The organism is Paenibacillus sp. BC26 (assembly GCF_900116125.1).
In the GTDB taxonomy this organism is placed as follows: Bacteria; Bacillota; Bacilli; order Paenibacillales; family Paenibacillaceae; genus Paenibacillus_Z; species Paenibacillus_Z lignilyticus.
Window position 1 is genome coordinate 313926 of sequence record NZ_FPAD01000005.1, and the last position, 12649, is coordinate 326574.

Genomic DNA, 12649 nt, shown 5'->3' on the forward strand with positions numbered 1-12649 from the left:
ACGAACCATGGAGGCCTTATTTTGAAGAAATAGGCATCTTTAAAATTCTAACGAATCACAGAGGTCTTATTTAGCCGAAATGGGTGGAATTGCACGGGTTTTTGCACAAATAAGGCCTGTGGGAATCGTTAAAATTTCAAATCAATGGTTTTGAAGTGAATAAGACCTGTAGGATTCGTTAGAATTTCTGAGGTGCATACGCGCTGCCGGAGTAGTAATCAGTAACCTGAGTCCCGCCGCTTAAACTGTTCCTCGAGCAACGCACCCCACCGCTGCTGCCATCTGTCGATATCGAATGCGAATGCCGTGCGCCTTGCATCCGCGCCATACCGCTGTCTCCGTTCTTCGTCCATAAGAAGCTCACGCACGGCGTTATACAAAGCTTGCTCCGTTGGCGAGACAAGGCGTCCGTTAAAGTCATCGGTAATCAGGTCGTTGAGGCCGCCGACATTGGTGGCGACGATGGCAACGCCGCAGCTCATCGCCTCCAGGCAGGAGAGGGAGGTTCCTTCCGAATAGACCGTTGGAATAACGGCGACATCCGCAGCCCGATAAGCATCCCGCACGGATGTGAACGCGTAAGTATGATGCACAATGCGATCGCGATAAGGGTGACTTCTCAGCCAAGTGTAGAAAGCCAGCGCGACCGGCGTACCTTCCACAAGCTCGCCTGCAAACTCCACTGTAAGTTTCGGCATCTCCGCGAGCAGCCGATCGGCAATGAGCATCATCGGCACGATGCCGCGCTCGTAGCTCAGCCGCCTCGGATAGAGTAGTCGAAGCCCGCGGGAAACAGGCTCCGGCTGAAGAAATAGGTGTATGGCAGCTTTAATGGGTTCATTAGTGCTCGGCGCAGCGTCTTCACTCCGATCTTCACTCTTAACTTCACTGGCCGCCGCCGTGCCACTTCCATTTGGATCAGCAACTTCTAATGCAATCTCCCCATCTCCACCTTCATCTCCATCTCTATCTCCATCTCCATCTCGATGATCCTCCGATGCCGGATCTCTATCCGCCTCAGTCACAATCCCCAGCCGCACTGCCTTTTCCGCCTCATCTTCACGCTCCTTCTCCAGATCCGCCGGTACATCGTCCTCCCAGCCGTCCTCCCAGCCGTCCTCAGGATCGCCCCCCGGCGTGAACCACGCCGTATCCACCGCGTTCGGCAGCAGAACGAGGCGCTCCGCATCATCATACGAGCAGCAGGAGCGGCAGTACGTTTGAAAATGCGAGTCGACGGTCACGATCCGCTCCAGGCCGCTAACCGCCCGTTGAATCATAACGGCGACATCCGCTTTGACCACTTCGCTCATATCATGCCAATCCCAGCTGACGCCGTGGCAAATTCCGATACTGCCCGGTACATACCGAATCGGATGCCACAGACAGCTGCCATAGATAATAAGTCCCTCAGCCTCAGCGGCCATCCGCTCGAACGCGCCGGCAATATCATGGAGCTCATAGGCAAAACCCCGCACGGTCACACCGTTATAGGTGGTTTCGAAGCTGCGAAAATACGACAGCTGATACACAACGGCACGCCAGCCTCTTGCCTGAATGACGCCGCATAAGTCGAAAATATACCGTTCCAAGCCCCCTCCGAACGGCTTCGAGTAAGCCTCGCCCTCTGAATACCCATTCAAGTAGCTGTGCGTCAGGATCGTAACCGTCCTCATGTTTTCCCACCTGCTTCCTCATCCTCTTGCCAGCGCACAAGATGCGGTTGGGGATCGAGGATGGAGGCATAGTGCTCCAAGCTGCCCCACTCGCCGCGGGGATCATTTTGCATATAGCGGTCATATTTGGCCTTTCGCTGCGCATCGTCGCCGGCCCAGCCATAATGTTTGACTCGAAGCTCGGATTGAAAACCGGTCAACGCGGAGCAAGTGATCGGCAGCCGCGGCACGTGATGGTTCCAAGCCGGATAGAAATAGGAGTAGAGCGGCAAGTAGCGGACAAGCATCATCGTATGCCGCTTATGCAGCTGCCATAACGGGTCGTCCCGATAGTAGGCGAGCGAGCCCCAGAAATCATACATGCGAAAAGCAACCCAGTCGTACCGATCCTGGTCAATAAGCCCTCGAATCTGCGACTTGGCCTTCTGCTCAAAAAATTCATCCGCATCGATAGACAGCAGCCAGTCCGGCTCAGTCCGCAAGGCCGCCTCCCACAGCAGCTGGCGAAGCCGCGCCTCTTCCCCGAACAGCGGCTGTTCCAGCCGTACCAACAATTTCACCTTCGGGAAGGAGCTGCAAATGTCCGGCGTCCCGTCGTCGCTCGCATCATCGACGATGACGATCTCATCGACAAACTCGGACAAGTCCGCCAGCGCGGCCTCCAGATAACGACCGGCCTCGTTACGTACCTGCATCATAGCCGTCAGCTTATTGCCGCTTGCCTTACGAAGCGGCCGAGGCGCATCGCTCACGCATATTCCCCCTCTGCCAGCTGATGGGCTTTGTAGTCGACCGCGGCCAGTTCGGCTATTGCTTTCAGTGGTTCCATGCCGGTCATGGCGGCCTGCAGCATGGCATGCACGGCAGCATGCCGCTCACCTTGCAGCGCCAGAACTTTTCCCTCCAGTTGCAGCCGTTTCAATCGGCCTTGCACACTGCGCGGCGATGTTTCCAGCAGAGGTAAAGCCGCATCGGGCCGTCCGCTCAGCAGATAAACATCAACCAAGAGCTCCGTTGCGCGGCTCCTAGCATCGGAATCCAGATCGCTGCTGCCAACAAGCGACTCCAGCAGTTCGGCAGCATGGCGGAAATCGTCATTCAGCCGGTAGAGCAGCGCCGAGGCAAGCCTATCCCTGCCTGCCGCCTGCAATCCAACCAGCTCCGAGAACGCGTCACGTTCATGATCCGTGACCGAACTGATCCCATACGTATCAATCGCCTCCGAAAGCCGCCCTTGCAGCAGCCTTACGGCAGATAAGAAGCGAAAATAAGTCGGAATCGCGCCGGAATCGCCCGAGAAGATCGCCCGCTCGAACGCCGCCTTACCCAGCTGCTCGGCCTTATCGGCGTCACCAAGCAAATAGGAATAAACCGTTTGAAAAAAAGACTGCATCGCCGAAGGCAGCAGCACCTTCAACTGCTCCTCGCGGAAGTCACATCGGCGCAGCAGCTGCAGCCGCGCCAGCGAAGCAACCCCCTTCCCGCTGACGGCGTCGCTGACGGCTGCCGCGGCAATCGCATCTGCCGCCGTGTCGATGCCATCCTGCATGAAGACGCGGCCGCGCCGAAACCACTGCTCGAAGTAGAACGGCTCCGAGCCGGCCACAACAAGCGTTGCCGACGCGCACAAGGCGTCGCGGCAGTGCAAATAAGCTTCATCCCCTTGCTCAAGCTCAGCGGGAAGAAGCAGAACCAAGGCTTCCGGCTGTCTGCCGGCAACCTCATAAATCCAGCAGGGATGCGTAACGATCGCAGCCGTACATGCCCAAGGGATATCGGCAAGCGCCTCCGGCGCAATAGCGCGATAACGTTCAGGAGCACCGGCCATTGCGGCCTCCGATGCTACAACATAAACATCCCGCCCGCGGCCGGCCGACTCTATCATTGCACGGTAAGGGAACGTTTCCCACGTGCAATGCGGGAACAACACAATGGTATCTGCCATTTCAGCTCATCCCACCGTTTGAAGGCACTGCCGCAGAGGCAGCGCACAGACTTTTTGACTCATCCATCCATTGTATGGATAGGGGGCGATGAACATTCCGGTTATGCCCAGTCCGTATAGGCCTGCAGTCCAATTGATTACTTATAGCGCTTTCAAAGATTATCGATTATATTCAAATTCTAATCGTTCCTTTGTTCATGAATCACATCGACTGATCTCGCGATCAGCGTCTAAGACGGCGACAGCCGTCCTTATTGGAGGGTTACCTGTGAAGCGATTAAAGCCCATTTCACTTCAGAAGAAGCTGCTTTTCATTATGATTTTTCTCTATTTTCCGCTGCCGATCCTCGGCTGGATCTGGTATGAACGGACTTATCAGGTCATTGAGAACAATGCGGTAGATTCCAGCATCCAAATGGTGAACCAGGTCAATTTGCATTTGGAGACGTATTTCACGGAAGTGCAGCGGACGATGCTGCCGATGCTGGCAAGCGATCTGACCGGGGCGTTTCTCAACAATCAGGATGATGACCCCATTAAACGCTATGAGCTTTCTTATCGAATCGAGAAAGAGCTGTTTGCCAAGATCGTCATGAATCGGCAGGATATTCAAGGCATCTCGCTTATCTCCGACCGGGTTAAAGCGACCTCAAGTTCCAGCTTTATGCTTGCAGAACAGCGTTATTCGCTCTATCTCAAACGGCTGGATTCTCCGGGCCGATTTCAAATTATGGGCTTTGAAGGGACGCCGAGTACCCGAGTCGTGGCGATGGCGATGAGGTTTAATCCGCCGCAAAGCACGATGAAGCAGGGGATGCTCATCGTGGACCTCAAGCGTGACGAGATGGTGCATATCATTCAGCAGGTGCAGCTTGGGCGGACAGGCTTTGTATGGGTGGCCGATTCCGCCAATCAAGTCATCTATCATCCGCAGGATGAGCAGTTGTCGCAGGTCGTCCCGGCTAACTATTTGAAGGAGATGGGCACGAAACAAAGCGGCACCTTCACGATGAATACGGATCAAGGCAAGAAGTTAGTTGTGTTTATCCGCTCGGATCGCACCGATTTGACCTTAATTTCAGAGGTGCTGCTGTCGGAGCTGAATCAATCTATAGTCACCGTAAGCCGGATTTCTATTGTTGTACTCGTATTGCTATTCTTATTGTCGATGTTGGCCGCCAGTGGGGTGGTATACTCCATTACCAAGTCTCTGGTGAAGCTGCTGCAGCTGATGAAGAGCGCGGAAATGGGCGATTTCACCGTTAAGGCTCCGAATGAAGGCGGACATGAGATTGGGAGCTTGTACCGAGGCTTTAACAAAATGGTGGAGGAAATCAAACGGCTCATTGAAATTGTTCATGTGAAGGAGCTTCGGGAGAAAGAGCTTGAAGTGAGGCAGAAGGAGTCGCTGCTGCATGCGATGCAGGCGCAAATTAATCCTCATTTTCTATATAACACCTTGGAGTTTATAAACTCGAACGCCATCGTGGAAGGGAACGAGAAGATTAGCAATATGATTGTCTCCTTAGGAGACATGTTCCGCTACAATGTGCAAAATCCGAACGGTGGCGTACATCTTGCAGATGAGCTCCAGCATATTGAAGCTTATCTGGCGATTCAATCCGAGCGGTATCCAACGTTTACGTATCGCATTGATGTCGATCGTACGGTGGCGGCTTCGATTCCGGCTGTACGTTCGACGCTGCAGCCAATTGTGGAGAACTGCTTCAAGCACGGTTATGAGCGGCATAAACTTCGTCCCGGCGCGATACGAATCGCAGGCCATATTAGCGATGACAGCCGATTCGTGGTGGAGATCACGGATACCGGACATGGAATGCTGCCTGAAATGATGGAGCGCTACAATGCAGCCTTTTCGCAAAATGAAATCGACTCATCGAACCGCTTCAGTTCCCAAGACGGCTCGCTTTCGATCGGACTGCATAATGTGCATGCGCGCCTGCGGATGCTCTTCGGAGAACCGTATGGCCTGTATATTGCCGCTTCGGACGAGAATGGAACGACGATTCAATTAATGCTGCCGCTTCAGGCGAAATCAAAATCGAAGGAGGAGAAGACCGATGAGCTACCGCATCTTGCTGGTTGATGATGAACCGATGATCAAGCTGAGCATGCGCAAAATATTAACCGATACGCATCCTGATTTCGTCATAGTCGGAGATGCGATGGATGGTCAAGAAGCGCTGGAAATGGCGGAGCGAGAACAGCCGCATGTCATTATTACCGATATCAGCATGCCTGTCATGGGCGGGCTGGAGCTGATTCGCGCCATTCACGAGAAGGGCTGGAAGCCGGAAATTGTGATCCTATCCGGGTACGGCGAGTTTGATTATGCGCGGGAAGCGCTGCGATATGGCGTGGCCGATTATATTTTGAAGCCGATTCGCGTCTCTGCCGTTAAGGAACTCATGATAGGACTCTATGAGAAGCATCGGGAGAGAATCGAGTGCTGCCGCACGAAGAGCGATCTGATGTTCCAATGCCTGCAAGTATCCGGAGGGTTATTTGAGCTGATTTGGAAAGTGGACGAGCGCGGCGTGAAAGCGGCGGCCGAAGAGGTTGTGCGCATGATTCTGAGCTACGAGCTGCCGGATGAGCAGAAGAAAGAAAGCTTGCTCGACACCGCTGCCGCCATTCGGCATCAAGCAGAAGAGCGGGGAACGCCGCTTGCCTTCGATCTTGTATGGAGAGAGCAGCTCTCGGAAATGATTCAGGACTTTCACGGCATGCTTCTTCATGAGCTTGGTCAAGTAAGAGGCAGCCGCAATTGGGGGAAACACTCCGTCATTCACGAGGCAATTGCGGTTATTCAGGCTCGCTATGCCGATCCGCAGTTTAAACTGGAAGAGCTGCTCTCAGTGCTCAATATTTCCGTCACGCATTTCTATAATATGTTCAAGCAGGAGACAGGCAAATCGTTCATCTCCTACTTAATCGAATACCGGATTGAGCAAGCGAAGGGGCTGCTGAGTCAGCAGAAACAGCTCAAAACCTATGAGGTCGGCGAGCGGGTGGGCTATCCGGATTACCCGCATTTCACCAAGCTGTTCAAAAAGGTCGTTGGCGTCACGCCAAGTGAATACCGGAAGATCATGTAAACGCTATCATCACAGTGATGAATAACACATACTCGTGAAGATATGTACATCCTCAATTCCATTCATGTCCCCTAGTATAAGTCATGTAAGCATTGCAGCTCGAGCGAATCACTATTCTGTTAGGGGGATGAAAAGATGAAATTTAGAAAGAGTACGGCTGTGGTATTAGGCTCGGTGCTTCTAACCGGAGGGCTGCTGGCCGGCTGCTCGGACAACGCTAAGGATGCCAACACGAATAACGATTCTAGCGGAGCAGCAACCAACACGCAGCAAAATACAGAGACAGATGCGGCAGCTGCGCCGAAGGTCAATGCGTTTGGCTGGACGGTTCCGGAGAAGACGATTACGATCTATTACTATTCTGCAGACAAAGACAACCCCGACAAAGCAGCTAAGAAATTAGTTGCGATTCATGATTACATCCTCGAGAACTTCAACGTAGACGTGAAGAAAACATCCTATGATGTGGATGGCAAGGAGAAGCTGAACCTGATGCTTGCTTCCAGCGATTATCCCGGCGTGATGTCTTCCATCGACAGCGAATCCCTGGACAAATGGCGCTCGCAAGGCAAGCTGATTGACTTAGCCCCTCTGGTAGACAAGTACGGTCCGAACATTAAGAAAGAGCTCGGCGACAAATACAGCTCTTACTTGGACAAGGACGGCAAGCTCTGGGGACTGCCGAGAGGCTGGGGTTACCTGCCGATTCCGGACTTTAGCGCTCACATTCGCTGGGATTGGTATCAAGCGATGGGCTCGCCGAAGATCGAGACGCCGGATGATTACTACAATGTGCTGAAGCAAATGGTGGCCGATCATCCGAAGAATGAGCAGGGCGAGAAAACGTACGCGATTTCCTGGAACGATCAGGTGGGCATCAACAACGTGATGGGCATCTGGGGTTTGAAGGATGGCTACAAAGAAGACGCGAGCCATAACCTGACGCACTGGCTGAATACTTCGGAAGGTTTGGAAGCAGTGAAATACTACAATCGCTTCTTCCGCGAAGGGCTGATGGATCCGGACAGCTTCTTGAACAAATTCGATGACTGGAAGCTGAAGTTCTCGAACGAGCGCATTCTCGGCCATATCGGAACTTGGTGGCAGTCGTGGAATGCCGGCCATGAGGTATGGAAGACAACCAAGCAGGGCTGGACGGATGAGCAGCGCTACGTGCAAATCAGCTTGAAAGCGCCTGAGGCCGAAGCTGCGTACCTGTCGCCAAAAGATACAACGGGCTGGAACTATACCGTGATTACGGATAAAGAAGAGCATGCGGAAGACATCATTAAATTCTTGGATTTTGAAATGACGCCAATCGGTACACGTCTATTGGGCTGGGGGATTCCGAATTTACCGGAGTCGGTCTGGAACTATGAAGAAGGCGGCAAATGGTCCTTTAACGAGGAGCGCAAGAAGGAGCTGTTTGCGGGTACGCTTGATTTTGAGAAGGAAGATGAGCTTACGGGCTGGAATCAAATTTGGCTGGCTCATCCGCAAGGCCTCATGAGCGATGACAATAAGAGCACCGCTTGGTACGATCAGAACTTCAACATGGAAGACAAGTGGAAAGCGTTGATGAACACGAACCTGAAGGATACGATTTATGACAATACCGCAAGACGTGTCGTCTTCTCGGTGGATAATCCACTTACCATCGTCAATCAGCAGATTGAAGATTTGATCAAAACCGGCTTCGCAAAGGCCGTCATGAGCAAATCCGAGCAGGAAGCGGTTAACGCCTTCAACGATATGAAGGACAAAGCGGAGAAGCTTGGTTTGAAAGATATCGAAGCTTTCCGTACCAAAGAGTATCAGAACAATTTGGCTAAAATGCAATAACGAAGCGGAAAGCGGGGAACCGTTCCTGTTCGGAACGGTTCCCTTTTTCATAGGAAATGGAGGCACAAGTATGACACAGCTGTGGAAAAGAGTGCGGCGCGAACGGCAAATATGGCTGCTCTGCATTCCGATGATCGCATGGGTGCTTACGTTCTCGTATTACCCCATGTATGGACTGCTCATCTCCTTTCAAAATTATGTTCCCGGACATTCCATGTTCTCCAATTGGATCGGGTTGGATAATTTCGTTCGCTTCTTCAATGAGCCGGACTTCCTTCAAATCATGCGCAACACGCTCGTAATTAGCTTCTTAAACTTAATCGTTGGTTTTCCTGCCCCGATTATTCTCGCTCTGCTGCTGAACGAATTGAGAGGCCGTATGTTCAAAAAGACCATTCAATCCCTGTCGTATATTCCTTACTTTATCTCGTGGGTGGTGGTGGCCAACATCCTCATTACGCTGCTGGGAAGCGACGGGATTCTGAACGATATATTGCTCAGGCTTGGCTTCATCGATGCCCCGATCGGATTCCTGACAGAAGGGAAGTATTTCTGGACCATCCTTGTGAGCAGCAACGTGTGGAAGGACATGGGCTTCTCCGCCATTATTTATTTGTCCGCCATCGCCGGGATTGATAAGGAGCAGTATGAGGCAGGCCGGGTAGACGGACTGGGGCGCTTCGGTCTTATTCGCCATATTACAATTCCGGGCATCCGCTCTACAGCCGTACTTCTGCTCATCCTCGCGATCGGCGGCATTCTGAATGCCGGCTTCGAGCAGCAGCTCTTGATCGGCAATCCGCTCACGCAGGATCATTACGAGGTTATTGATACGTATGTGTATCGCTTCGGCGTGCAGCTCGGGAATTACTCCTACGGAACGGCCGTCGGATTGATGAAGAGCGGAATCGGTCTTATTCTCGTCATCGTGGCGAACCGTCTGTCCAAGCGCTACATGCAATCATCTATTTTCTAGGAAGGAGGACTGCCCGCGATGGAAACCTCTTATATCAAGCCCTCTTTTGCAAGCCGAGTGGCGGATGTGCTCATCGTCGCCGCTTTGCTGCTGCTGGCTTTTATCGTTATCTATCCGTTTATCAATCTGCTGGCGTTGTCCTTTAATGACGGCAAAGATGCGGCGCGCGGCGGCATTTATTTCTTCCCGCGCAAGCTTTCGTTCTCTGCATACGGGATGCTCTTCGAGAACGAGAAGCTGCTGAAGGGGCTTGGCTGGTCCGTTCTTCGCGTCGTAATCGGCACGGGCACCTGCTTGTTCGTAACGGGGCTCTTATCTTACATCATCAGCATTCGGACGTTCTCCGGCCGTAAATTTATGCGCATTATCTTCTTCATGACCATGTACTTTAGCGGCGGCATCATTCCGACGTATATTCTGATGAATCAGCTGCATCTGACGAATACGTTCCAGGTGTACTGGATTCCGGGACTTATTAATGCGTACTTCATGCTGCTCATGGCTTCCTATATCTCCGACTTGCCGGAAGCGCTGTTCGAATCGGCACGGATCGACGGAGCAGGGGAGCTCCGCATCTATTGGCGCATTGTCATTCCTGTAGCGATGCCGGTGTTCGCCGCCGTTTCCATCTATGCCGCCGTAGGACACTGGAACTCTTGGTTTGATGTTATTCTGTACAACTTTAACGGGAAGTTCGATACGCTCCAGGTGTACCTGCGGCGTCTGCTTCTGGAAGTGGAGGCTACGCAGCAAATTCGCGATCAACAGCTGCTGCTCCATAAGTTCCAGGGCTTATCACCGCAGACGCTGCGTGCGGCGACAACCGTCCTCGTGACGGTGCCGATTCTGTGCGTGTATCCGTTCTTGCAAAAATATTTTATCGGCGGGATTACGTTAGGTTCCGTTAAATAATAACGATTCGGCTGCTTTGAGATAAGGGGAGGTTATGGAGTGAGTCCGATATCCGTATTAAGTTCGTTTAAATTGACTTCTTCATCCGAAGCGCTGGAGGCTGCCGCGCGCTGGGCCAAAGAGCAGGCGCTCGCCTATGCATCGGTAAGCGACCCGGTTGGACCGTGGTACGAAGCGGCATTGCCGGGGCGTCAGGCTTTCTGCATGCGCGATGTGGCGCATATGAGCGCGGGTGCCGCCGTGCTGGGGTTAGGGGCGCATACGAAGAATATGCTGCAGAAGTTTGCCGAGAACATTAGCGAGTCGAAGGATTGGTGCACCTTCTGGGAAATAACGAAGGACGGGCTTCCGTGCCCGGATGATTATACAAGCGATGATGATTTCTGGTACAACCTGCCCGCCAACTTTGATGTCGTTGACTGCTGTTATCGGCAGTATTTGTGGAGCGGGGACCTGGATTACTTGAACGATGAACGTTTTCTTGCTTTCTATGAACGGAGCTTAAATGACTATGTACGGCGCTGGGATCGCGATGGTGACGGCATTCCGGACCACGTGAAGGGGGAAGGCCGGCGCGGCATAGCATCCTATGTGGAAGATTCGCTTACGCCTCGAGTGGGAGGCGATCTGGTAGCGGCGCAGTATGGCGCTTATGCCGCCTATAGCGCCATTGCTTCGCTGCGTGGCGAGTATGATAAAGCGGCGCATTATATGGCTTTGGCGGAGCGGCTGCAGCGCAGGTTTGACGCCGAATGGTGGAGTGAAGCGGAGCAGCGGTTCAGTGCGGCGATCTTGCAGGATGGCCGCTATCATACGGACTACTATTTGTCGGCGCACTATATGCCTGTTTATTTTGGACTGATCTCGTCCGGCGAAAAGCGGCGGTTGGCGGTGCAAGACATTATCCGCAATGGCGTCTCCAATGTGGAAGAGATGTCGCATTTAGCTGATATCTATTATGCCGCGGGAGAGAAAGAAGCGGCTTATCAGTCTATTCTCACGTTGTGTGACGAAGGGACCGAACGCAGGGAGTACCCGGAGGTGTCGTATTCCGTTATCGGGAATATGGTAACCGGATTGCTGGGCGTCCGCCCATATGCCGACCAACAGCTGATTGAAATTGCGCCGCAGCTGCCGGATGAGGTGGATTGGGTGCGAGCGGAAGGGATTGCGATGCTGAACAATAAGCTTCTTGTTGAAGTTCGCGATGGCCGCATTACGGTAACTAATCAACAGGGGCCGGTGATCCATGTGCGCATTGGCGATAAGCGGGTTTCTCTGGCGGAGCGGGAGGCATTCAGCGTTTAATCGTAGTAGCCGGGTTGTTGCAAAGAGGCTTTCTCCAGACAGCAAGACTGTCTGCTGGGGAAAGCCTTTTTTGCATTGCCATTAGAAGGGGGCGCATGGCGGGGGCGGGTGGGCGTCGTGTAGCAAATGCTGCGCATTATGCAACATTCGTATGTAGTTGGTAGTTTCTTCTTCGAACTACTGTTCGGTGGGATGGCTGGCGCAGGGGCGTAAGGAGGGCATCACGTTGCAAATGCTGCGTAAATGGCAACATTTCTAAGAAAATCGGGAGCTAATGGGCCAGATGAGATGGAAATGTTGTAAAATGCGCAACATTTCCTTTACGCGAGCTCAATTTCCCCGAGAATGTTGCACAGATTGCAGCAATTCGGGTCGGCAATGGGTGCTGGAAGTGGATAGGAGGCAAGGAGTGGACAGGAAGCGAGGAGTGGAATAGTTCTGCATGGGGGCGAGGGGGGAGCATGTTGCAAATGCTGCGTAATATGCAACATTTCACCTCTCGGAATGGGTGGAGGAGGCGAAATGCTGCGTAAATTGCAACATTTCTAAGAAAATCGGGAGCTAACGGGCCAGATGAGATGGAAATGTTGTAAAATGCGCAACATTTCATTTACGCGAGCTCAATTTCCCCGAGAATGTTGCACAGATTGCAGCAATTCGGGTCGGCAATGGGTGCTGGAAGTGGATAGGAGGCAAGGGGGGGGATAGGTGGCAAGGAGTGGACGAGCTCTGCAGGCGAGGCGGGGCGGCCATCGTGTCGGCAAGGGGGTTAGTGAGGGGAAGTTAAGCATTCCGCAGGCGGGGGCGGGTGGGCGTCACGCAGGAGCGTTCATGTGCTGGAGGTTGACCGGAATATAAAAATGGCAGCTGG

The 12649-nt window shown here is 52.9% G+C and carries 9 protein-coding genes; 6 read left to right on the plus strand and 3 right to left on the minus strand.

All coding sequences use genetic code 11. The features are described from left to right. Nucleotides 1-218: 218 nt before the first annotated feature. The 3 genes from BM412_RS27435 to BM412_RS27445 are packed head-to-tail and all read right to left on the minus strand — an operon-like array spanning nucleotide 219 to nucleotide 3621. On the minus strand, nucleotides 219-1676 hold the full coding sequence (locus tag BM412_RS27435) for a glycosyltransferase family 4 protein (RefSeq protein WP_091224881.1): 1458 nt from the start codon (nucleotides 1674-1676) through the stop codon (nucleotides 219-221). Beyond that, entirely contained in the window at nucleotides 1673-2428 is a 756-nt protein-coding gene (locus BM412_RS27440; protein WP_256256618.1) for a glycosyltransferase, read from the minus strand. The genes BM412_RS27435 and BM412_RS27440 overlap by 4 nt, the downstream gene beginning before the upstream one ends. Beyond that, complete coding sequence (locus BM412_RS27445) at nucleotides 2425-3621, minus strand: hypothetical protein (protein ID WP_091224882.1); 1197 nt, start codon at nucleotides 3619-3621, stop codon at nucleotides 2425-2427. Before BM412_RS27445 ends, BM412_RS27440 begins: the two co-directional genes overlap by 4 nt. 268 nt (nucleotides 3622-3889) lie before the next feature. On the opposite strand from BM412_RS27445, the gene BM412_RS27450 reads away from it, so the two are divergent. The 6 genes from BM412_RS27450 to BM412_RS27475 all read left to right on the plus strand — a co-directional run bounded on the left by BM412_RS27450 (nucleotide 3890) and on the right by BM412_RS27475 (nucleotide 11778). Next, entirely contained in the window at nucleotides 3890-5728 is a 1839-nt protein-coding gene (locus tag BM412_RS27450) for a sensor histidine kinase (protein ID WP_177246123.1), read from the plus strand. Then, a complete protein-coding gene (locus BM412_RS27455; protein WP_091224884.1) occupies nucleotides 5703-6740 on the plus strand; it encodes a response regulator transcription factor in 1038 nt (345 codons plus the stop codon). The genes BM412_RS27450 and BM412_RS27455 overlap by 26 nt, the downstream gene beginning before the upstream one ends. A 135-nt stretch (nucleotides 6741-6875) precedes the next feature. Then, nucleotides 6876-8582 carry a sugar ABC transporter substrate-binding protein gene (locus tag BM412_RS27460; RefSeq protein ID WP_091224885.1) on the plus strand — a complete coding sequence of 569 codons (1707 nt, stop codon included), beginning with the start codon at nucleotides 6876-6878 and terminating at the stop codon, nucleotides 8580-8582. Between the two features lie 70 nt (nucleotides 8583-8652). Then, complete coding sequence (locus tag BM412_RS27465; RefSeq protein ID WP_091224886.1) at nucleotides 8653-9558, plus strand: ABC transporter permease; 906 nt, start codon at nucleotides 8653-8655, stop codon at nucleotides 9556-9558. Between the two features lie 18 nt (nucleotides 9559-9576). Continuing rightward, nucleotides 9577-10470: a carbohydrate ABC transporter permease gene (locus BM412_RS27470; protein WP_091224887.1), complete on the plus strand. Its 894-nt coding sequence runs from the start codon at nucleotides 9577-9579 to the stop codon at nucleotides 10468-10470. A gap of 39 nt (nucleotides 10471-10509) precedes the next feature. Further along, nucleotides 10510-11778, plus strand: a complete 1269-nt coding sequence (locus BM412_RS27475; protein ID WP_091224888.1) for an MGH1-like glycoside hydrolase domain-containing protein — start codon at nucleotides 10510-10512, stop codon at nucleotides 11776-11778. Nucleotides 11779-12649 lie beyond the last annotated feature (871 nt).

What these genes read in the sequence shown, in the direction of transcription:
- BM412_RS27470 (WP_091224887.1), top strand. Translation starts at nt 9,577, where the DNA reads ATGGAAACCTCTTATATCAAGCCCTCTTTTGCAAGCCGAGTGGCGGAT.
- BM412_RS27435 (WP_091224881.1), bottom strand. Translation starts at nt 1,676, where the DNA reads ATGAGGACGGTTACGATCCTGACGCACAGCTACTTGAATGGGTATTCA.
- BM412_RS27445 (WP_091224882.1), bottom strand. Translation starts at nt 3,621, where the DNA reads ATGGCAGATACCATTGTGTTGTTCCCGCATTGCACGTGGGAAACGTTC.
- BM412_RS27465 (WP_091224886.1), top strand. Translation starts at nt 8,653, where the DNA reads ATGACACAGCTGTGGAAAAGAGTGCGGCGCGAACGGCAAATATGGCTG.
- BM412_RS27460 (WP_091224885.1), top strand. Translation starts at nt 6,876, where the DNA reads ATGAAATTTAGAAAGAGTACGGCTGTGGTATTAGGCTCGGTGCTTCTA.
- BM412_RS27455 (WP_091224884.1), top strand. Translation starts at nt 5,703, where the DNA reads ATGAGCTACCGCATCTTGCTGGTTGATGATGAACCGATGATCAAGCTG.